Here is a 22,211-nt window from a genome sequence, read left to right on the forward strand (position 1 = left end):
GCACCCCGCGTGAGCAATCCCACCGTTACCCTTCGCCTCACCGCCGACAACAGCAAGCTGGTGCCGGCGGTGCGCGCGTCTAAGACCGAAGTCGAAGGGCTGGGTAAGGCGGCGCTCACCACCGGGCAGCAAGCCGAGCGTGGTAGCCAAGGCGTCGCAGGTATCGGCACGGCAGCCGACCAGGCCGGCCGCAAGGTCGGCACGATGACTTCTGCCGTCAATGCGTCCAAAGCGGCCATTGCCGGCTACGTCGGCCTGCAGGGCGCGCGTGCATTGGTCTCGATGTCCGACCAATACACCAACATCTCCGGTCGCCTCAAGCTGGCGACCTCCGGCCAGCAAGCCTTTGCCATTGCGCAGGCCGAGGTGTTTGCGATCTCGCAACGCACCTCCACCGCGTTGGAGAGCACTGCCACGTTGTATGGCCGTCTGGCACAAGCCACCGCCGAGTACGGCTTGACGCAGCAGCGCCAGCTCGCACTGACGCAAACCATCAATCGCACGTTCGCCATCTCCGGCGCCAGCGCCGATGCAGCCTCAAATACCATCACCCAGTTCACGCAGGCGCTTGCCGGCGGCGTGCTGCGTGCTGAGGAATTCAACTCGGTGATCGAGAACAGCCCGCGCCTGGCCAAGGCACTGGCCGATGGGTTGGGCGTGGGCATGGGCCAGCTGCGCAAGATGGTCAACGACGGCGGGATCAGCGTAGACCAGCTGGTCAAGGCGCTGGAGGGCCAGGCCGGTGCGATCGAAAAGGAATTCAACACGATCCCGCTGACGGTCGAGCGGGCGATGGTGCAACTGCGCAACAGCGTCACCCGGTTTGTCGGCGAAGGCTCGCGCGAGTTGGGTGCCGGCAGTGCGCTGGCCGAGAGCATCGCCTTCCTCGCCAACAACCTGGACGGGCTGGATGAGATCGTCGGTGTGGTGGCGGTGGCTTTCGGTGGTCGTCTGCTGGGCAACCTGGCTAAGGCATCTGCAGAAAAGCTCGTAGCAGCTGCAGCCAGCCGTCAGCTGGCCCAGGCCGAGCTTGTCGCCGCCCGCGCCGCCGAAGCGCAGGCAGTTGGCCAACTCTCCCTTGCCCGTGCCGGCGTCACTGCGGCCGGCAGCACCGTCGCTGCCGAGCAGGCGCTCGCCGCTGCCCAATTGCGGACCGCAACGGCTGCGCAAGCTGCCTCGGTGGCACTCACCGCCAAGGCAGCGGCCATGCGTGGACTCAACACGGCCATGGCGGCTTTCGGTGGTCCGGTAGGCCTGGCTATCACGGCGCTGACGCTGTTCGTGATGTGGGTGGCCAACAGCCGACAGAAGGCAGAAGAGCTGTCCAAGACGGTGACTGCTGGCTTCCAGGCGTCGATCGAGACATTGAAGGGATTCAACAAAGAGACGGCCAACACGTCGTTTGCCAACCTTTCCAGCTCTATAGAGACACTTTCCAAGGCCAATCAGGAACTGGATGTAGCTCAGGAGAAGTACCAGGATCTAATCAGTGCACGCGAAACCTGGTTGGCCAGAACAGGAGCACTTCCGCCTGGCTTCAACGAAGAGCTGCAAGTCGCTGCAGAACGTCTCGAAACAACTCGCCTGCGCCAGCAGCAGTTAGCTACCGGTTACGACGATGCTATTGATGTAACGGCGAACCTGGTTCTGCAGTACGCCGGCATCACCAATGCAACAGACAAGCAACGCGAGAGCCTTGAAGAGCTGATCAAGCGCCAGTCCAGCCAGGGACTCACACTTGAGCAGAACAAGCCGCTATTCATCAGCTGGGCCAGGACGCAGGCCGACGTGACTGCGGCCAACAACCTGACCGCTGCCAGCTTCCAGAACCTTGTTCCAGCGGCGCAGGCTGCCGGCGCTGCGGTATCGGCTGCAGGCGCTGATATCGTCGCTGGATTGGACAAGCAGATCCGGCAGCTGGAGCTGCAGCGGATTGAGGATATCCAGGGCAAGGGTGCACGCGTTCGCGTGGAGGTTGGCATGGAGCTGGCTGATGCCGGCGCCAAGCCCAACAGCCAGAACGCTCAGGATGCACGCGAGCGCGCCGAGCGCGTGGCGGCGATGCTCGATGAGCAAGAGGCACGCAAAAAGGCAGCGACCGTCGCGACTGCGGCTGACCAGAAGGCCAAGCAAGCCGCCGAGGAGCTGGTGCGGACGAGGAAGCAGCAGGCGGACTCGCAGACCAAGTACTCCGCACAGGCCGCCGAGCTGGCCGCAGCGCTCAACGGACCGTTGGCCGCAGCCGAAGAGCAGCACCGGCAGCGCGTGCTGGAACTGGACCGCGAACTGACCAAGCACAACATCACGCAGGAGGCCTACAACACGCTGGTCAACACCTCGGTCGCCTCGTTGTCGGCGGCTGCAGCCGAGATGGCCAGGGAGCAACAGGCGCCGCAGGCGCTGCTGGACAGCATGACCGGCGAGATTGCACTGCTTGGCAAGACCGGACTGGCTCGCGAGCGTGCCACGCGCCAGCTGCGCAACGAGCACGATATGCGCCAGGCCATCAACGACGCCAACAAGGCCGGCGCCGGCATCAATGCGGAGATGACCGAGAACCTGGTGGAGCAGGCGCGCGCCTATGCGGATCTGTCGCTGCAGGTTGAGCGGCAGACCGAGAACCTGCAGGAGTGGGCGGACGTGGCCACGCGCGGCGTGGCCGACTTCTCCGATCTGCTCGCCGACGCGTTCAGTGGTGGTGTGGATAGCTCCAAGGACTTCTTCGACCAGCTCAAGGACGTATTCCAACGCGGCTGGCGCGACCTGGTGCGCACCATGCTTGAGCAGGACTTTGTGCGGCCGTTCCAGCAGCTGATCACCAATGCCATCGGCGGTGCCTTCTCCAACAGCGGCAGCAGCAGTGGCGGCTGGATGACGCAACTTGCGGGCATGGTGGGTGGCGGCCAAGGGCTGACCGGCACCAACGCGATGGCAGCCAACAGCAACTGGGGCAACGCGATCACTGCCGGCGCTGGCTCGCTGATGGGCTTCGGTAACAATGTGGGCGGCAATGCCGCTGGTGGTGGCGGCTTCAACATGGGCACGCTGCAGGCGCTGTATGGCGGCGGCGGTGGCATCAGTGCTGCAGCCATGCCGTGGATGAGCGCTGTCGGCGGCGCGCTGTACGGCTACAAGAACGCCGGCAACGGCGGCCTGTCGTCGGCTGCTGCCGGCGTCAGCTACGGCACGCTCGGCTATGTCGGCGGCTCGCTGGCGGTGGGCGCCCTGGGCGGCGCAGGTGCCGCGACGGCGGCAACAGCTGGTGCCGGCCTATATGCCACCGGTTCGGCTGCTGCAGGTGGCGCAGCAGCGGGTGCAGCGGGCGCTGCTGCCGCGATCCCGGTGGTTGGCTGGATCGTTGCAGCGCTCGCGCTGATCGACATGGTCAGCGGCGGCAAGCTGTTCGGAACCAAGTTCAAGGCCAAGGAAATCACCTCCACGCTGGGCGTAACCGAGACCGGCGGCTATGCAGGTGCTGAGCTGCTCGAAGAGCGTCAGAAGGCGCTGTTCGGTGGCCGCAAGCAGCGTACGCGCGCGGTCGACCCAGGCGACGAAGCCAAGCAGGCCGCAGCAGACCTGTACGCCGCAATCCATGAAACCGCCGAGCAGGCTGCCGATGCATTGGGCCTGGCAAGCGTGGACATCATCGAAGGCAGCTTTACGCGCGTCACCAACGCGAAGGGGCAACTCAAGCGCGAGTTCAGCACCATCCTGGGCGCGGTCTACAGCGAGACGGCCGAGGAATTCAGTCAGCGCCTGAACGCTGAAAACATCATCGGCCAGATCGCACAGGTCGACGAGCTGGCCAGCGGCATCGCGCAGCGCTGGCGCGGCTCGGCAGCGACGCTGGAAGAAGGCGCCCAGTTTCTGCTGGCGGCGGCCACTGACTTCAGCAACGGCTCCGGGCTGCTGACCACTGGCGGCCTGGCGCGACTCACCGACCTGGTCGAGCTGCTGGGACGCGGTGACGAGACGCTGAGCCAGACCTATCAGCGCATCATGTCCGGCGCGCAGGCCTATGCAGCCACGGCAGCGACGGCCTACCAGGAGGTGGCCACCCAGGGCTTCAGCGAGTTCGCCAAGCAGCGCCTGGCGATCGCACAGGAAGAGCAGCAGCGGATCAAGGCCCTGCAGGACCAGGCCAAAGCCCTGCACGGACTGTCGGCGCGGGAAGAAGACCTGGCGGCGGTGCGCCAGGCGGCGCAGCTCAAGACCGACACCCTGGTGCAGTCGCTGCAGGCCGAGCTGGTGGATCTTGCCCTCAATCGCATCAACGACCAGATCGAGCAGCTCGGCGGTTCGGCCGACGGTGCCGGCAGCAAGATCGAGGACTTCATCAAGTCGCTCTCGCTCAGCGCCACGCTGTCGCCCAACACGGACACTCAGAAGCGCGCGACCGCAGATGACCTGATGCGCAGTGCTGCAGCCGCTGGCAACGTCGACAGCTTCACCCAGTACGCTCAGCAGTTCCTCGAAATCAGCCGCAACCTCAACGCCAGTAGCGCCGGCTACCAGACCGACTACGCGCAGGTGCTGGAGTTGGCCAAGCGCTTTGGTGCCGATGGCAGCGATGGCTCGCTGCAGCAGCTGTACACCCAGCGCGCCGCGCTGCAGGCCCAGCAGGAAGCCGCAGCGCGCATGGAGCGTGCACAGCGCATCGCACAAGGCGTGAGCGACCTGGCCGGTGTCAACGGCAGCGACCCTTTCCAGATCCTGCGCAACGTCACCGGCATGAGCCCGGAGATGTTGGCCGGTGATCTGGGGCTATCGCTGCCCGAGCTGTCGGACTACCTCACCACGCAGCAGACCGATATCGCCGACCTGGCCGACATCCTCGAAGATCTGCCGGAGCGCATCGCCCAGGCGATGGTCACGGTGCTGGCTGATCGTGAGGTGCCGTCTTACTTCTCGTCTGGCTCGAATAGCGGCAGCGCTACTCCGACCAATACGCCGTCGACCGCATCGCCCAACGCCGAGGGCATCCAGGTCTTCGCGGAGATCCGCGACGGCATCAATTTGCTGGTCCGGCGCGGCACCATCGCAGAGCTGCAAGCGCTATGAGCCGTCCTGTATTGCTGATCGAGATCGGCGCTGGCCCACTGCCTGCAATCACACCCGTGAGCCGCCCCAGAGGCAGCTGGGTGCCAGTGGTCTATCAAGCACCCCCGATCAACCCACCCGCCGGAGTCATCCCCACTCCGGTGAACGATGGCGTGTTGCTGCAGTGGGAGCCGGTTGCAGGCGTCGATGTTGTGTACATCATCGAACGCAGCGCGGCGGCAGAAGGTCCGTGGCTGGAAATCGATCGCACGACTGCAACGCGCTATCTCTACTCGGATGGCACCAATTCGGTGTGGTACTTCCGCATTCGCGCAAGCATCAACGGCCGCACCGGAAGCGGCACCGTAGTGCGCGCGCAGCTGGACATGACAACCGAGAAGATCAGACAGGAGTTCCTAAATGCTGCTGCCGAAGCCGAGCAGCTAACAAAACAATTGACTGATCTTGCCGGCGAATTGGCTGGACAAGCTCAGGAACTGGCCAATTTGCAAGGCCTGATCGATGCGCCGGAATGGACGAGTGATGTCACTTGGAACAAAGGTGCGCTGGTGAAGCGCAGCGGCCAGCTGTATGTGGCTAAACAGAACGTACCGGTGGGCATTGCAATCACTGATCTTGCGTACTGGAACGATATCGGACAGTACGCGACGCTGGCCGAGGCCGTTGGCGCGGTCAGCGTCGCAACGAATCAGTTGAACACTGAAGTGGCTTTGATCAATGGCGAATTGGATCAAATAGCCACCGCTTTGACCGGCGTTCGAACGACTCTCGCAGGGAAAGCTGATGCGTCAGCTTTGACGGCTCTGACCACGCGCGTCACGAATGCAGAAAATGCGCTCACTTCAACCTCCACCGCGATCACCTACCTGGACACAACGCTAAACGGGAAGGCAAGCGCCTCTTCTGTGCAGGCGCTGACCACGCGCGTGACGACTGCAGAGAACAACATCACCGCAATCTCACAGTCGATTACGAGCATCAATTCGGTCTTGAGTGGCAAGGCGGACGCCAACGCTTTGCAGGCATTGCAAACAACCGTCAATCAGCAAGGGAACGCGTTAACAGCCCAAAGCACTGCGCTGACCAGCGTGCAAGCCCGGACCAACACAAACACCAACATGCTTGTTAACCCCACTTGGTCGCAGGGTGGGTTGGGCTGGTCAATACCGCAGGGCATGGGTGTCGGCTACGAGCCGCGTTTCGGATACTACTTGAACAATCAGGGTGTCTCAGGTGGCATTGCATGCTCGCAAGATTGCCCTGCACCCGTCGGCATGTACACCTACTCTGTCGAGGTCTTCCGCAATAACTCGGTTGGCACTGCACGAATTGAGTTGAGCTACTTGAACGCTCAGGGACAGCCTGTAGGTGGCACAAGTGTGGCCTCGGTTCCTGCAACCACGGGTCAGTGGCAGAGGGTCGTTGGCACTGCACCCCAAGCAGCCGGCATGGCAACGATTCGTGTGCGAAACATCTGCGAGGGAACCAATAGCAGCGTGAGTTTCAGGCGCTGTAAGTTGGAATCGGGCAGTGTGGCGACAATTTACACGGACGAGAATTCGATCCCCACTCAGGTGTCGGCAACGCAGTCCCTTACGGCGCGCCTGACTACAGCCGAAAATGGCGTTGCCAGCTATCTGGCGTCCTGGAACCTGGCGCTCGACGTCAATGGTCGAATCGTTGGCATCCGCTCAGCCAACAATGGCACCACCGGCACGATCGACTTCGTGTTCGACAGAGTTCGCTTCCTGAGCCCTGACTCAGGTGGTGCACGCGCCGAGCAGATCAACGGCAACTACTTCGTCTACGCGCCCAATGGCGTGCGAGTGGTCGGCCTGGGTTGGAGCATCTGATGGAGGGCTTGGAAATCCGCGATCCGAGCACGAATGCGGTGGTTGTCAGATACACATCCCGCCTGAGCCGCATGGCGGAGTTCATCATCATCCCTGCAGGTGGCTCAGGATCAGTTCGGGTCGATGTTAGATGGGGGCAGCCATGGGCGTATCCGCAGCCTATGGCCTATGGTGGCTATGCGCCTTTTATTACGGTCGACCCGAACGGAACCATCTCTTGGCAGCCCAACAACTCCTACCCAGGCGGTGCGGTCGACGTACGCCTGTCTTACGGGGTGCGCTGATGGGATTTTTCGAAGTCCGCAGCATGGATGGCAGCAATCTGCTGATGATTGACGGCGAGTACCGTGGCCTGTTCCTGCGGCAGAAAGGAGTCATGCAGACAGACACCGTGGTTTCATCTCAATACGGCGTTTCGTCCGGTACTTTCTTCATCAATAACTGTGTAGTGATGCCAATTGTGGCCATCTATAGCCCGAATGGCTTGGGCTGCGTGGGTGCACTGTTGCAGCTGGATGCCACCACTTGGCGTGCGACCTTCACTCTACAAGCAGCCACAGGCACCTTGTTCGAGTGGTTTGCATTCGATGCACTGCGCGATAGCGACCTGTCTTCGCATGGTCTGTGGATCCGCAACCTGCAGAATCAGCCAATTTTCGATGCCCTTCGTAAGCCGAAGCGCGTTGTCGACAGTTTCACCCTACCCGGTGAGCAGGGCTCAACCCGGTCTTATCCGTCAGGCAGCAAGTATGCCGTCGCGCACTCAGGTGGCGTGTGGGTTTCAAGCATCAGCAGTGGCGCAGGGCAAAGCGGTTATGTCGTGCGACTTCCCGGCGCCAGGGTCACCAACGAGCAGGTCACCGTGGCTCCTTTCCAAATCGTCGGCCAGAACGGCTCCTCATTCGAGCAGCGCCGCCCTTCAAACGTGCTGGTGTGCGATGTCACCGGCTACTGACCAAGAGATCATCATGGCAATCATCAGTGAGAACAAAACGTTCGGCACGCAGACCACAGTCGTATCGCCCCGCATCGAAATCCGCTGGGACCCAGCGACCAATGAAGGACCGGTTGAGTTCCATCTTGAGCAGATGACGACAAAACCGCATCCCGATGGTTGGACGCAGACGCTGGAGCGTTTCTTTTTGCGCGTGCTAACAGTGCCGATTGGCGACTTGATCGGGCGCAGTTATCCGATCATAGATCCCGATTCGGGGGAGCAAAGCGACGAACCTGGCGTGCACTTGCTGCTCGGCATCAAAGCAGCCACCCGTGCTGCCTACGATACCAACGTAGCTGTGCCAGATCCGGAAGCAGACCCGATCGCGCGCCACATCACGATCATCTGGAACCCGATCAATGACACAGGCAACGTGACCTTCCAGGTCGAGGACCGAGGCGTTGCGCTGGGTGTGCTGGCAGAGTCCATCGCCGAGCTGACGGCGCAGGTGTACGTCATTCCCGATCTTGCGAACGGCGGCCATCTCAATTGGCCTGGCTGGAAGCTAGAAGCCATGATCAAGGCTGCTACCGACATAGCTTTTGTTGCCAGCACGCCGGTCACTGCAGAAGGGAATGAAGCCCAGTGACCAACAGCTATGCTCGATGGGCTGCAAGCCCAATCGATGAACATCTGTTAGTGGAAGATGCGGGTCTTACTCTGACTTCGAACGCCACGACAACGCGCACTGGCATGGCGCGTAGCGATATCGCGCAAGCGGTCGGCACGCACGGCGTTGAGATGATGTTCTGGGGTGATGATTCGCTGGATGCCACCTTCGGTGTCGTCTCGGCATCCGCGTCGTTGGCGGCAGAGGCCGGAGCATCGAACGGCGCGGCTTGGCGCTTGCAGGCCGGTCAGATCTTGGTCAACGGTGCAGTGGCTGTCTCCGGGCTGCTGCCTCCTTCCAAGGAAGAACCTGTGGGCGTTCGCATCATGATCGGCGCGCCATCGCGCATCACTTTCTATCGTGGTGCCCAGTTGGTCGCGCAGGTCGATGCTCAACTTACGGTGCCAGTGCATTTCGCAGCATCCGTCGCGTCGACGAAGGCGCAAGGTTTGCGGTGCATCGTCAACGCAGGCCAGTGGCAAGGTCTCAGCCCAGCATTGGACGGGGGGAACTGGATGCAAGCCACAGAAAGCGCTCCGGCCACCTTCGTGTCGAGCGAGGATTACATGAGCGAACCTGGGGATACGCCTGCCAACCAGGCGTATCAAGGCGTCATCTCGCCGGAAGGATTGGCCACGATCGCATCGGTGAGCTTCTGGCCTTGGGATGGGTCATCGCGCGGCGGCACCGCTCAGCTACGCGTGCAAGATGCCGAGGGTGCACTGGATGTATTGGCGCTCAGCTCGGCGCGTGACGTGCCTGTCGCGGTACGTCAGGTCGTGCAAGGCCAGCCGCTGAGTTCCGCGTCGCCCGTCAGCCGCTATGTGCTGGACCGCATCGATATCGAGAGTGATGGAAGCAAAGCGTTGGTGCTGCGCGATGCACACGAAGATCTCGATGGCCCGCTGAACTGCGCGGTTTTTCTCCCGCCGCAAGGCGACACGGTGGCATGGCAGCCGCAGCCCGTCGTCATCGGTGCGGTACGCAGCGTGCCGGGCATCAAGGTAAACAGCGATGGCAGCGCGCAGTGGCTATCGGATGCTCCGCTGGCAAGCGTCGGGACGGTTCTGGATCGAGGTGCAGCCATTCTCGCTGGGACGGGCTATGCGCTTGCGTCGGGTGGTCAACAGTTGGCGATGACTTCGCCGCCACTGGGTCCGCTGGTTGCGGATGTGTCGACGCATGCGGATTTGGTGCCGGCAACGCTGCGCCAGGCGCTGGCGGCTGTATTCGGGCGGATTGGCAAGAGCGCCTGGTCCGGTGCTGATGCCGACGCGTTGGACCTTGCCACGGGCTACGCAGGCGTCGGCTATTACGCTGCGCAAGCGGCGACACCTCTCCAAGCCCTGAGCAGCATCCTGCCGAGCTATGCGGCGGACTGGTGGCAGGACGGCGACGGTGTGCTGCGACTGTCTCGTCTGGTCGATCCCGACGATGCCGCCGATGCTGATCTGGCTTTCGAGCTCGATTGGCGGGAGCTGCAGGCCGACCTGGTCGTGATGCCTGATCTGGCGCCTAACCTGTCCAGGCGCATGGGCTATCAGCCGAACGCGTTGGTGCTGGCGGCTGGCGATCTGATCACCGACCTGGCTCAGCTGCCACCGGCCACGCGCCAGCAGCTGACGAGCGAGTATCGCGGCCAGGTGTATGCCGCCGGCACGCTTGCCAGTCGTTACGCACACGCGGAGACCGCCGCGCCGATGGTGTCGCGGTTCGACCGTCGCGCTGATGCACAGGCCGAGATTGATCGCGTGATCCGCCTGTATGCAGTACCGCGCTATTTCTACGCTGGTCGCCTCACCGGCCGCACCGATCTGCAGTTGCGACCTGGCCAAGTCGGTCGCATTACCTACCACCGCTATGGCCTGCAGGCCGGCCGCAAAGTGTTGGTCACTGGTGTGACCAGCAATCGCGTCACTGGCGAGCACGCTTTGAAGTTCTGGGGAGCCTGAGCCATGTTGATCGGATATGGCCAGCCGGCTCTGACGCCAAGCGTGCACGGCGCCACTGCCGTCAACCTTGCCGCGATGGTCGACGGCAGGCCGGCCAGCGTGGCACGCATCAGTGGCGGCAGTAGCGTGCGTTTGCGTGCGGATTGGACGTTGCCCACTCAGGTCGGGATCGTCGCAGTGCTTGGGGTCACGTGCCCTGCTGGCACCGCAGTGACCTTGACCGGTCGTCGCCAGGGTGACGCGGGGTATGCCTATCCGATCGGTGCTGAAGTGATTAGGGCATTGGTCGATGAGAGTCGGGCTGCCTGGTTTGTCTTGCCAGTGAACATCGACCCGCTCATCGGCCTGCAGGTGGAAGTTGCTGCCTCGAACCTCGACGTGGGCGAGCTGGTCATCCTGCAGGCAGTGGATGTCCCGATCCAGGTCGAGTGGGAAGCAAACCGGGTCGACCCGAGCAGCGCTGAGCGCACCCTCGGCGGCGGTCTGAATGTTGTGCCCAGGCGGTCATACAGGCGCCTGCAAGTCGCACTGGTGCCGGACCAGCGTGCAGCCGTGCGAGGTGCGGCACTGGCACAAGGCATGGACTGGGACCGCCTGACGTATGCCTTGGGCGGCAATGCCCGCTCGGCTGTGATCCCCCGCTGGGGCGTGCCTGGCGCAATCAACCGCGACGAGCTGCATCGGACGGCGCTGTTCGGCCGCTTCACGCCTGGCTCGATCGCACATCGCGGCGGCGACTACTACGCCAGCAATGGCTGGGTCTTCGAAGAGATCCCACCGCTCTAGAGACAAGGCGCCAGGCTGGTGCCGGCAAGCACCAGCCTGACGCCATCACCGCGTGTTGTGTCACGCGAATCAAGCCGAGGCCTTGTCGCTCCCGCGAGAGCGAGGCAAGTCTCGGCGATCCATTTCGCAAAGGCTGAGATTTGATGACACAACCGATCATTCCATGGCCAGGCGGCAAGCGCCGCCTGATCAAGCACCTGTATCCACACTTCCCGACGCATGAGGCCTATGTAGAGGCTTTCGCTGGCGGGGCGGCAGCGCTACTCATGCGCCCAAGGCCCGCCCCGCTTGAGGTCCTCAACGACATCAACAGCGACCTGGTGTGTCTCTACCGCTGCATCCGGCATCACCTGGACGAGTTCGTGCGCATGTTCCGCTGGTCGCTGGTCAGCCGCCAGATGTTTGAGTGGGCGGCCATGGAGCGCCCGGAGACCCTGACTGATATCCAGCGTGCGGCCAGGTTCTACTACCTGCAGCGCCTGGCCTTCGGCGGCAAGGTGCAGAGCCAGACCTTCGGCGTGGTCGCTGCCGGGCCAGGTCCACGGCTCAACCTGCTGCGTATCGAGGAAGAGCTCAGCTCGGTCCACCTGCGCCTGGCCAACGTGGTGATCGAGCACCTCCCCTGGCAGGAGTGCATCCAGCGGTACGACCGGCCGGGAACCCTGTTCTACCTGGACCCTCCCTACTGGCAAACCGAGGGGTACGGTGTCGAGTTCGGCTTCGAGCAGTACGAGCGAATGGCTGACCTGATGCGGTCCCTGCAGGGCAAGGCGGTCGTGTCCATCAACGACCACCCGGACATCCGGCAGGTCTTCGCCGGGTTCGATCTGGTGCCGCTGCAGCTTGCCTACACCATCGGTGCCAGCGCCAGCCGGGGCAAGCAGTCCGGAGAGTTGATCATCAAGAGCTGGGACGACAGCCAGGCCACCCTGCTGTAACCCGGAGCCGGGTCAAGGCTAGCCGCGTTGAGGGGGCTTCGAGGCGGCTTTACAGACCCTTTAAAGCCCCTTCACTGCCAACGCAGACCATCTGTCCGCGCAGCGCAAAGGAAGTGTCCCCTTACATCTAGCGGTCCACGCAGCGAAGCGAGCACATCATGCTAAGATGCATTTGATAACCATTCCCATTAGTGACCAATGCGCCCCACGCTCCTTGTCACCGCGCTTACCGCTGCGCTCGCCCTGCACTCGCCATCCGCTTTCGCTCAGCACACCAGCACCTCAGCAACTGTCACCGAGCTGGATGGCGTCGATGTCATCGGCCGTGCGCAAACGCTCTACAAGTCCGAAGACGCCGCAGTGGCCACACGCACCGATACGCCGCTGGCGCTGGTGCCGCAGTCGGTGCAGGTGCTGCCGCGCGAGTTGATCGACGACCAGGCGGCGCGGCAGATCACCGACCTGTATCGCAGCATCAGCGGCATCAGTTTCTTCAGCTATGCCGGTGTCACCCTGCGCGGATTCCGCCAGGAAAACGTGTTGTACGACGGATTGCGCGGCGACCCGTATGCCGGCTTCTCGGTGCCGCAGCTGTTCAATATCGAACGCGTGGAAGTGCTCAAGGGCCCGGCCGGTGCGTTGTATGGCGGCGGCGAACCCGGTGGCGTCATCAATTACGTCACCCGCAAGCCCGGTCATCAGACCGCGCGTCGAGTGGAGCTGCAGGTAGGCAATCAATCCTTCGCTGCGGCCTCGTTCGAAGCCACCGGCCCGGCACGCGACGATGGGCGCATCCGTTACCGCATCGGTGCTTATGCCGATGGCGAGAATGGTTTTCGCTGGAACACCGATAGCCAGAGCCAGATCGGCGATGCGTCGGTGGCGTTCGACATCGGCCAGACCGGCGAGCTCACGCTGCAGTACACCGACATCACCCAGAACCTGGGCGGCAATCGCCTGCGTGGCGTGCCGGTGGACGACAACGGCAACTTCCTCACCGATCGTCGCTGGAATCACAACGAGCCCACCGACTTTCTCGACATGCGCGCCAAGGTGGCCTTCGCGCAGTACCGCTTTGCGCCGTCGGATGCGTGGGACGTGGACATGGCGCTGCGCTGGTTCAAGAACGACGAGCATCAGATCTATCACGAGCCGATGGGCTTGATCGACCGCGATGGCGACGGCACCGCCGAATGGATGACGCGGCAGTTGCGCAATCAGTTCCGCGACAACGATGCGATCTCCAGCAACGTCAACGCGATCTTCCGCGCCAGCATCGGCGCGATCGAACACAAGCTGCTGATGGGCGCGGATTACTACCGGCTGGATGCGGATTTCCGCGCGCAGACCGCCAACACCGCCGATACCGGACGCACGCGCGGCCCGGTGCCGGGCATCGATCTGCTCAACCCGGTGTACGGGCGCAGCGGCTTTTACGACTATGGTCTGGACAGCCTGCCCTGGCGGGCTACCAGCACCCGCAGTCAGCGTTATGGCGCGTATCTGCAGGACGAACTCACGCTGACGCCGCGCTGGTATGCGATGGCCGGGTTGCGCTGGGACGGCTTCAAGGACGACAACCTGCTGGATGGCTCGCGCGTCACCGGCAACGATCTCAGTTGGCGCGTGGGCAGCACCTTCGTGTTGCGCGATGGCGTCAATGCCTACGCAAGTTATGCCAGCGGTTTTCTGCCGCAGGATGCGGCAAATCAGGACAGCAGCGTCGGCGGGCCATTCGATCCCGAGCGCAGCACGCAATGGGAAGTCGGTCTGAAAACCGCGCTCAACGATGGCGGGCTCACGCTCAATACTGCGCTGTACCGCATCGAACGCAGCAATATCGTGCAAGCCAACGGCAGCATCGTCGATGGCGTCAATCAGCTCTCCGCCCTCGGCCTGGTGCGCAGCGAAGGTCTGGAAGTGGATCTGCTGGCCGACCTCACCGAGCGCTGGGTGCTCAACCTGACCTACGCCTACAACGATGCGCGCGTGCTCGATGCAGGCACCAACGGCATCACCAATGCCTCCGGGGACCGCTTCGCCAATGCACCGCGCAACACCTTCGGCCTATGGACGCGCTATGACCTGCCGGCCTGGAAATCGGCAATCGCCTTTGGTGCCGATTACGTGGGCGAGCGGGTCAGCCTGGAAGGCCAGCGCGTCAAACCGTATGCGATCTTCGACATCAGTTGGCAGACGCAGTGGGATGCGTGGAAGCTGCAGGTCAACGTCAAGAACCTGTTCGACAAGGTCTATGCGGTGAGCGGTTTCACCGAACGCACCGGGCATTTCCCGGGCGAACCGCGTCGCATCTATGCGCAGCTGGCTTACAGTTTTTAAGCGTGGCAACCGCGCACGTGCTCAGATCTTGATCGCTACGCTCAACTGTGACGTTCGTCAGCCGCTCCGGCGTGCCGCACACGCCGTTGCAGCCTCGACCACAGCAATGCAATGAACCTGCGCAGAATCGCGCATGCCGGAATCAGCCAGACCTTAACGTTCGGTGGGACACACTAGAGGCCGTCGCGATGTGGAGTTCATCTCCACACCATCGCTCCCCTCCCCTCACTGACCGGAATCCGCATGCCTCAGCTTGCCCGCTCCGTTTCCGCCCTGTTGCCATTGTTCATTGCCACTGCCTGCTCGGCCGCGCCACCCGCACAAGCCGGCCCACCGGACGCGCCCGTCGCCGCGTGCACCGCCAAAGTGCGCCCCGGCCAGGATCTGCAAAAAGCCATCGACAAGCTTCCGCAAAGCGATACGCCTGCGGTGTTGTGCCTGGAAAAAGGCGAATTTCCGCTCAACGGCCTGGTCTCGATCCACCGCGGCAATCTCACCTTGCGCGGCAAGGGACCGACCACCGTGCTGCGCATGGCCGATGGCGTGCAGCAGCCGGCGCTGGTGGTCGGCGATTACGAAAATCAGCAGCCGATCGGTGTGATCCGCAACGTCAGCATCGAAGACATGCAGATCGTCGCCAGCACCGGCGACAAGGAATTCATGCCCGAGCGCCCGTATCTGAGCAATAGCGCGGTGGTGGTGCGTTCCGGCCAGGGCATCAGGCTTGCCGGCCTGCAGGTCAACAAGTGCCGCAGCGCCTGCCTGCTGAGCGAGTACGACACGCGCGAGATCACCATCGAAAACAACGACGTCTCCGGTGCGATCTGGGATGGCGTGTCGTTCAACCGCACCGCCAAAGTCACCATGGTCAACAACTACATCCACGACAACGTGGCGGCAGGCCTGACCACCGAGCACCTGGAAGACAGCGAAATCCGCAACAACCGCTTCGAGCGCAATGGCAGCCAGGGCATCTATCTGTCGGATGCGCGGCGCAACCGCTTCAGCAACAATCAGTTCGAAGGCAACAAGGTCGCCGGCATCTTTCTGGCCTGCGCGATTCGCTACCGCACCCCGGAAATCCTGTGCTGGGACAACAGCATGAGCCAGGACAACGTGTTCGAGAACAACCGCTTTGCCAGCAATCCGTTCACCTACACCATCGGCGTGGACCGCGCCGCCAACTGCACTGCGGGCGACTTCAAGCCGAACCTGTGGCGCAACAACCAGGCCGATGTGGCCGGTGTGGATATCGAGCCGCAGCGCTACGGCTATTGCGTGCGCCACGAGTGATCGCAACAGTGGCCGGCAGTGCGTGAGCGCATGCCGGCCACTGCAGTTGTAGCGACGTTACGAAGCCAACGCCTGTTCGTGCACGCCGGCAATCGCACGGCCGGACGGGTCGGCCATCGCGGCAAAACTCGCATCCCAGGCAATCGCGGTCGGCGACGAACACGCGATCGACTTGCCGCCCGGCACCGTCTCCGCAGCCGCCTGGCTGGGGAAGAACTGCGCAAACAGCGTGCGATAGAAATACGCTTCCTTGGTCTGCGGTGGATTGACCGGATAGCGCTTGTCGGCCGCAGCCAGCTCGCGATCGCTCACATGCGCTTCGGCATGCGCCTTGAGTCCATCGATCCAGCCATAGCCCACGCCATCGCTGAACTGCTCTTTCTGTCGCCACAGAATCGACTCGGGCAGATAGCCGGCGAAGGCTTCGCGCAACACGCCCTTTTCCATGCGCATGGCGCCGCTGCTGGTCTTGTCGATCATCTTGAAACTGGCATCCATGCGCATCGCCACATCCAGGAACTCGCGATCCAGGAACGGCACGCGCGGCTCCACACCCCAGGCCATCATCGACTTGTTGGCGCGCAGGCAATCGAAGTTGTTGAGCGCGTCGAGCTTGCGCACCAATTCCTCATGGAATTCGCGCGCGTTCGGCGCCTTGTGGAAGTACAGATAGCCGCCGAAAATTTCGTCGCTGCCTTCGCCGGAGAGCACCATCTTGACGCCCATCGCCTTGATCCGTCGCGCCAGCAGAAACATCGGGGTGGATGCGCGAATGGTGGTGACGTCGTAGGTTTCGATGTGGCGGATGACTTCGGGCAATGCATCCAGGCCTTCTTCGAAGGTGTATTCGAAGCCGTGATGCACGGTGCCCAGCGCGGCGGCGGCGACTTCGGCGGCGGCCAGATCCGGCGAGCCTTTCAAGCCGATCGCGAACGAATGCAGGCGCGGCCACCAGGCTTCGGTGGTGTCGTTCTCTTCGATGCGATGGCGTGCGTAGCGCGCGGCAACGGCAGCGACCAGCGACGAATCCAGACCGCCAGACAGCAATACGCCGTACGGCACGTCGGTCATCAACTGGCGATGCACTGCACGCTCGAACGCCTCGCGCAATTCCTGCAACTGCACCTGCACGCCTTCCACTTCGGCATATTCGCGCCAGGCGCGCTCGTAGTAGCGGCTCAATGCGCCGGTGGCGCTGTCGTACCAATGGCCGGGCGGGAACTGCGCGGCATCGGCGCAATCGTCGACCAGCGATTTCAGTTCGGAGGCCACCCGCAAGCGGCCTTCGCGATCATGGCCCCAGTACAGCGGCACTACACCGATCGGGTCGCGCGCGATGATCACCCGCCCGGCGGCCTTGTCCCATAGCGCGAACGCAAAGATGCCGTTGAGGCGGTTGAGATACGAGGCCGGCGCATCTTCGCGATACAGCGCGTTGATCACCTCGCAATCGGAGCCGGTCTGGAACGCGTACGGCTGCGTCAGCTCCTGCTTGAGCTCGCGATGGTTGTAGATCTCACCGTTCACGGCGAGGGCGAGCTGCCCATCTTCGGACAGCAACGGCTGCGAACCACCGGCCGGGTCGACGATGGCCAGGCGCTCATGCACCAGGATCGCGCCGGTATCGACATACACGCCGCTCCAGTCGGGACCGCGATGGCGCTGCCGTTGCGAACATTCCAGTGCCTGCCGGCGCAATGCCTGCAGATCGTCACCGGGTTGCAGGCCGAAAATACCGAAGATGGAACACATGGAAACACTCCTGAAAAAACTGCGGGGGTTGGCGGCCGGTGGAAGAGCGTGCTGCACGAGAATGACACCCATAAAAAAACCCGCATCGGCCGATGCGGGTTTTCTGATTCCTGGGCGTTTGCTGTACTTCGCCTAGTCGCAGATCCGCATCGGCCGCGCACGATTATTCGCGCGCAGATTGTTGCGGTTGGCGTTATTGACGAGGTTTGGCAGGAGCGAGGACATGACTCGACCGTATCCCGCTTTCGACGGCGGCGCAACTGTTGCGATGGCAACCAAGCCCGGCATCGCAGACCACGCCGCGGTCGCACCGGCGTATTGCGAGGATAATGACCGCCCCAACAATCGGCAGTAATGGAATGACCCCACGCATCGGACGCATGCCGCCCCTGGCCCTGTTGCTTGCAGTGTTGCTGCAGGCCTGCAGCAGCGCCCCTCCGCGCACCGATCCAGTCTATCTGCAACAGCTGGAACAACAGGCGGCCGATGGCAGTTTCGACAGCGCGTGGAATGCGGCCGAACGCCTGGAGGCACGCAACGACCCGCGCGCCGTCCACTGGTACGAACGTGCCGCGGCGATCACCCCGTGGACGTTCCGCAACACCCGCGCCGAACTGGCGCTGGGACGAATCTGGGCAAGCGGGACGCTCTTCCATCCCGACAGCCCGTACATCGACCAGCGCGTCGCATTACGCGCGTCGCCGCGCAAGGGCGAGCGCTGGTACCTGGCAGCGGCCATGCATGGAAACCCGTATGCCATCGCCGAGCTCGCCAAGTTCCACCGCGACCGTGGGGAGGCGGCTGCAGCGTTGCGCTGGGATCTGCGCGCGACGATCTATGAGCGCTCCGCATCAGGATCGTCGGGGCTTCCCGCCGCCATCGCGCCAAGTGGCGGTGCATTGCACCCGCTGGTACGCGACATCCAGCGCCGCGCCCGTAACGGCGATGCTGAGGCGCAGGTCGATCTTGGCGCGCTGCATGAAAAAGGAATGGGTGGCGTGGACAGAGACGGTACGGAGGCGCTGCGCTGGTACCGGCGCGCGGCGGACCAGGGCAATGTGTATGGCCAGTATTTTTCTGGCCTGCTGCTCGGACGCGGCAGCAGCGGCGTGACGCGCGACGTGGAGACGGCGGCAACCTGGTTTGCCAAGGCGTCCGCACAGACGTTCTATATCGCGGACGAATCGCATTGGCGCGAGGCGATCAAACCGCCGTTCTGGACGTTCGACTAGCCCCCGAGCCTTGTGCGTCCATGCCGCCTGGCAGCGCAATGCAAGCGAGATGCTGCTGCAATCCGAGAGGTCTTAGCGCAGCTTGGCGATGCCCGCGTCGCGCAGCAGCATCGGCATGCCGCAGGTGACCGCATGCCGTGGCGCTGGCTGCGTAGTGTGCAAACCAGCGCGTGGCATGGGCATGGCCCGGCAATTCAGACCAGCAGGCGTTCGATCAGCGTGCGGTACAACGCCGGCAGCGCTTCCAGATCGGCCACGCGCACATGCTCATCGACCTGGTGGATGCTGGCGTTGACCGGGCCGACCTCGATGCATTGCGCGCCCAGCGGCGCGATGAAGCGCGCATCGGAGGTGCCGCCGCCAGTGCTCTCTTCCGGTGGCGCGCCGGCAAACTGCCCCAATACCTCGCGCGCGACGCTGCGCAGGCGCCCTTCCGGGGTGTAGAACGGCTCGCCGCTGCGATGCCAGCGCAGCGAATACTCCAGCGCGTGGCGATCCAGCACTGCGGCAATCTCAGCTTCCAATCGCGGCGCATCCCAATGAGGGGTGTAACGCAGATTGAAGGCCACCTGCAGCTCGCCGGGGATCACGTTGTTGGCGCCGGTGCCGGCATGGATATTGGAGATCTGCAGGCTGGTCGGCGGAAAACTTTCGAAGCCATCGTCCCATTGCCGTGCGACCAACTCTGCCAATGCAGGTGCTGCCAGATGGATCGGATTGCGCGCCTTGTGCGGATACGCCACATGCCCCTGCACGCCTTTCACCGTCAGCGTGCCGGACAGGCTGCCGCGGCGGCCGACCCGCAACAGATCGCCCAGCCGCTCGGTAGACGACGGCTCGCCGGTGATGCACCAATCGATCGCCTGCCCACGTTCGCGGAACAGCTCGGCCACACGCCGCACGCCATCGATGGCATCGCCTTCTTCGTCGGAGGTCAGCAGCAGCGCCAACGTGCCGGTGTGCTGCGGATATGCGGCAACGAACTGTTCGGCGGCGACCACGAAGGCGGCCACTCCACTTTTCATGTCGGCGGCGCCGCGCCCGTACAGCACACCATCGCGAATCTGCGGCTCGAACGGATCGCTTGTCCACGCCTCGCGCGGCCCCGGCGGCACCACATCGGTATGCCCGAGCAGCACCAGCACCGGCGCACCGCTGCCGTGCGTGGCCCATAGATTGTCCACCTCGCCCAGGCGCAGGTGTTCGATAGCAAAGCCGGCGCGCGCCAGCCGCTGCGCGATCAGTTCCTGGCAGCCGGCATCGTCCGGCGTCACCGACGGGCGGGAGATCAGTTCACAGGTGAGGTCAACAATGTCGGACATGATCGGGTATCACTGGAGAAGTTGGGAGCTGCGGCAGCACCGGATCACGCAACGTCAAAGCGCTGCTTGAAACCGTTGTCCGAAAATCCCTGGCTGAGCTGGCCGTCATCGGTGATGACCACCGGGCGGCGGATCAGTTGCGGATACTCGCGTAGCAGCAGTTTCCATTCGGCTGCGCTGGCTGCAGCCTTGCGGTTGTCCGGCAGTTGCCGCCAGGTGGTCGACGACTTGTTGATCAGTGCATCGAATCCGCCGGCCTGCTCGGCCCACGCCACCAGCGTCTCCGGCTCGGGCTTGTGATCGCGGTAATCGACGAAGGTGTAGGCGACATCGAAGCGGTCCAGCCACTTGGTGGCTTTTTTGCAGGTGTCGCAGTTTTTGAGTCCGTATAGCGTGGTCATGTCATGCAGCTCCTGTGGTTGCGCGGCGCGCATCGGCGCGCGCCATCAGGTCGGTGGCAAGCAGTTCGGGCGACCGGCCGTGGGCAGGCAGGAAGATCACCGGTGCGTCGCCGGCCTGCACCTGCAGTGCCAGGCGCACCGGCGGAATCAGCCAGGCCGGCTCGACTGCGCGCAAGTCACGCAGGTCGATGCGCTGCCGCCGTCCCTGGCGCTCGACCAACAAGGCATCGCCGGCGTCGTACACCTGTGCCCAGCGCGCCGGTTGCCGCAGCCAACGCACGGCCATCACCACTACCAGCGCCGGCACGATCCAATGCCACGGCCCGCCGGTTGTGACCCTAGGATCGCGGGTCAGCACACCGACCGTGTAGAGCACGCCCCAGCCCAGCCAGAATGCCGGGATGCCCCACCTCATCCAGCGCGATGCGGCCCTGGAGAGGATGTCCTGGTGCATGTTCGGTTGCGTGCTCAATCGGCAAGGCCACGCAGCAGCTCATTGACGCTGGTCTTGCTGCGCGTCTTGGCATCCACCTGCTTGACGATCACCGCGCAATACAGCGAGTGCGAGCCATCCTTGGACGGCAGTTGCCCGGACACCACCACGCTATACGGCGGCACATAGCCATACGAGATTTCGCCGGTGGCACGGTTGTAGATGCGCGTGCTCTGGCCGATGAACACGCCCATGCCGATCACGCTGTGATGGCCCACCACCACGCCTTCCACCACTTCCGAACGCGCGCCGATGAAGCAATGATCTTCGATGATGGTCGGGCTGGCCTGCAGCGGCTCCAGCACGCCGCCGATGCCGGCGCCGCCGGACAGATGGCAGTGCTTGCCGATCTGCGCACACGAACCCACCGTGGCCCAGGTGTCGACCATGCTGCCTTCGCCGACGTACGCGCCGATATTGGTAAAGCTCGGCATCAGCACCACGTCCTTGCCGAAATAGCTGCCGCGACGCGCCACCGCACCCGGCACCACACGCACTCCGGCCTTGCGGAACTCGGCCTCGTTGAAACCGGCAAAACGCGATTCCACCTTGTCCCAGAACGGCGCCGGCTGCGCCTCGATTACCGCCATCTCGTTGACACGGAAATACAGCAGCACGGCCTTCTTCAGCCACTCGTTGACGGTCCAGCCGCCCTGCCCGTCCGGCTCGGCGACGCGGAACTCGCCGCTCTCCAATCCGTCGATGACGCGGGTGACGATGGCGCGGGTGGAGCCGTCGATTTCGTCGATGGTCAAGCTGGCGCGGCGCTCGAATGCGCTCTCGATACCGAATTTGAGTTCGTCAGTGCCCACCTGCGCGGCAACGCCGTGCACGGCCTTTTCGGCGATCGGCAGTTTCTTCGCAGCGGCAGTCTTTTTGGCCGCCGGCGCAGACACTACGCTGGTCGGCTGCTTGGCCACGCGCGGTGCGCTGGCGGCAATCTTCTTCGCAACGCTTTTCTTGGCAGCAGCCTTGGTGTCGGCAGCTGCGACAGCGGTGGCCTTGCGCGCAACAGGCAGCTTGCCTGACTTACTGACTGCCTTACTTACCGGCTTGCCGACCGACTTGTTGTCACTCGGCTTGCCGCTCGCCTTGCTGCTCTTTGCGGTCGCGCGCGCAGGCGCTGCGCTGGTCGTGGTCGCGCTCTGCTTGCGCGCAGTCTTCTTGGTAGCCATGGGGGT

The 22,211-nt window shown here is 63.3% G+C and carries 16 protein-coding genes; 11 read left to right on the forward strand and 5 right to left on the reverse strand.

Features of this window, described 5'->3' with window-relative positions; translation table 11 throughout:
• Nucleotides 1–9 precede the first annotated feature (9 nt).
• The 10 genes from AC1PLU_RS15095 (at nt 10) to hpaM (ending at nt 15,830) form a co-directional block, all read left to right on the forward strand.
• Entirely contained in the window at nt 10–5,061 is a 5,052-nt protein-coding gene (locus AC1PLU_RS15095) for a tape measure protein (RefSeq protein WP_481106643.1), read from the forward strand.
• A complete protein-coding gene (locus AC1PLU_RS15100) occupies nt 5,058–6,914 on the forward strand; it encodes a phage tail protein (RefSeq protein ID WP_481106644.1) in 1,857 nt (618 codons plus the stop codon). Before AC1PLU_RS15095 ends, AC1PLU_RS15100 begins: the two co-directional genes overlap by 4 nt.
• Nucleotides 6,914–7,198, forward strand: a complete 285-nt coding sequence (locus AC1PLU_RS15105) for a hypothetical protein (RefSeq protein ID WP_228957698.1) — start codon at nt 6,914–6,916, stop codon at nt 7,196–7,198. Before AC1PLU_RS15100 ends, AC1PLU_RS15105 begins: the two co-directional genes overlap by 1 nt.
• On the forward strand, nt 7,198–7,869 hold the full coding sequence (locus AC1PLU_RS15110; protein ID WP_116903877.1) for a hypothetical protein: 672 nt from the start codon (nt 7,198–7,200) through the stop codon (nt 7,867–7,869). Before AC1PLU_RS15105 ends, AC1PLU_RS15110 begins: the two co-directional genes overlap by 1 nt.
• A gap of 13 nt (nt 7,870–7,882) precedes the next feature.
• A complete protein-coding gene (locus AC1PLU_RS15115; RefSeq protein ID WP_481106645.1) occupies nt 7,883–8,500 on the forward strand; it encodes a hypothetical protein in 618 nt (205 codons plus the stop codon).
• A complete protein-coding gene (locus AC1PLU_RS15120; RefSeq protein WP_481106646.1) occupies nt 8,497–10,473 on the forward strand; it encodes a hypothetical protein in 1,977 nt (658 codons plus the stop codon). Before AC1PLU_RS15115 ends, AC1PLU_RS15120 begins: the two co-directional genes overlap by 4 nt.
• A gap of 3 nt (nt 10,474–10,476) precedes the next feature.
• A complete protein-coding gene (locus AC1PLU_RS15125) occupies nt 10,477–11,259 on the forward strand; it encodes a hypothetical protein (protein ID WP_481106647.1) in 783 nt (260 codons plus the stop codon).
• Nucleotides 11,260–11,402: 143 nt separating this feature from the next.
• On the forward strand, nt 11,403–12,197 hold the full coding sequence (locus AC1PLU_RS15130) for a DNA adenine methylase (protein ID WP_228957922.1): 795 nt from the start codon (nt 11,403–11,405) through the stop codon (nt 12,195–12,197).
• A gap of 198 nt (nt 12,198–12,395) precedes the next feature.
• Nucleotides 12,396–14,537 (forward strand): TonB-dependent siderophore receptor, encoded by a 2,142-nt coding sequence (locus tag AC1PLU_RS15135; RefSeq protein WP_481094404.1) that lies wholly within the window; start codon nt 12,396–12,398, stop codon nt 14,535–14,537.
• Nucleotides 14,538–14,780: 243 nt separating this feature from the next.
• Nucleotides 14,781–15,830 carry a type III secretion-associated outer membrane-bound protein HpaM gene (gene hpaM, locus AC1PLU_RS15140; protein ID WP_104551760.1) on the forward strand — a complete coding sequence of 350 codons (1,050 nt, stop codon included), beginning with the start codon at nt 14,781–14,783 and terminating at the stop codon, nt 15,828–15,830.
• Between the two features lie 57 nt (nt 15,831–15,887).
• On the opposite strand, the gene asnB is transcribed toward hpaM, so the two are convergent.
• Complete coding sequence (gene asnB, locus AC1PLU_RS15145; RefSeq protein WP_481094403.1) at nt 15,888–17,582, reverse strand: asparagine synthase B; 1,695 nt, start codon at nt 17,580–17,582, stop codon at nt 15,888–15,890.
• Nucleotides 17,583–17,941: 359 nt separating this feature from the next.
• Here asnB and AC1PLU_RS15150 point away from each other — a divergent pair, with 359 nt between their 5' ends.
• Nucleotides 17,942–18,814, forward strand: coding sequence for a tetratricopeptide repeat protein (locus AC1PLU_RS15150; RefSeq protein WP_481094402.1), 873 nt, complete (start codon nt 17,942–17,944; stop codon nt 18,812–18,814).
• A gap of 194 nt (nt 18,815–19,008) precedes the next feature.
• Here AC1PLU_RS15150 and dapE read toward each other — a convergent pair whose 3' ends face one another.
• Genes dapE through dapD form a run of 4 tightly spaced genes read right to left on the reverse strand, consistent with a single transcriptional unit; the run spans nt 19,009 to nt 22,205 of the window.
• Complete coding sequence (dapE, locus tag AC1PLU_RS15155; RefSeq protein ID WP_481094401.1) at nt 19,009–20,136, reverse strand: succinyl-diaminopimelate desuccinylase; 1,128 nt, start codon at nt 20,134–20,136, stop codon at nt 19,009–19,011.
• A 44-nt stretch (nt 20,137–20,180) separates the two neighbouring features.
• Nucleotides 20,181–20,537 (reverse strand): arsenate reductase, encoded by a 357-nt coding sequence (locus AC1PLU_RS15160; protein ID WP_481094400.1) that lies wholly within the window; start codon nt 20,535–20,537, stop codon nt 20,181–20,183.
• A gap of 1 nt (nt 20,538) precedes the next feature.
• A complete protein-coding gene (locus tag AC1PLU_RS15165; RefSeq protein WP_023903450.1) occupies nt 20,539–20,991 on the reverse strand; it encodes a hypothetical protein in 453 nt (150 codons plus the stop codon).
• 14 nt (nt 20,992–21,005) lie between these two features.
• Nucleotides 21,006–22,205 (reverse strand): 2,3,4,5-tetrahydropyridine-2,6-dicarboxylate N-succinyltransferase, encoded by a 1,200-nt coding sequence (gene dapD, locus AC1PLU_RS15170; RefSeq protein WP_481106648.1) that lies wholly within the window; start codon nt 22,203–22,205, stop codon nt 21,006–21,008.
• Nucleotides 22,206–22,211 lie beyond the last annotated feature (6 nt).

The sequence above is a fragment of the Xanthomonas sp. NCPPB 2933 genome, from assembly GCF_056725225.1.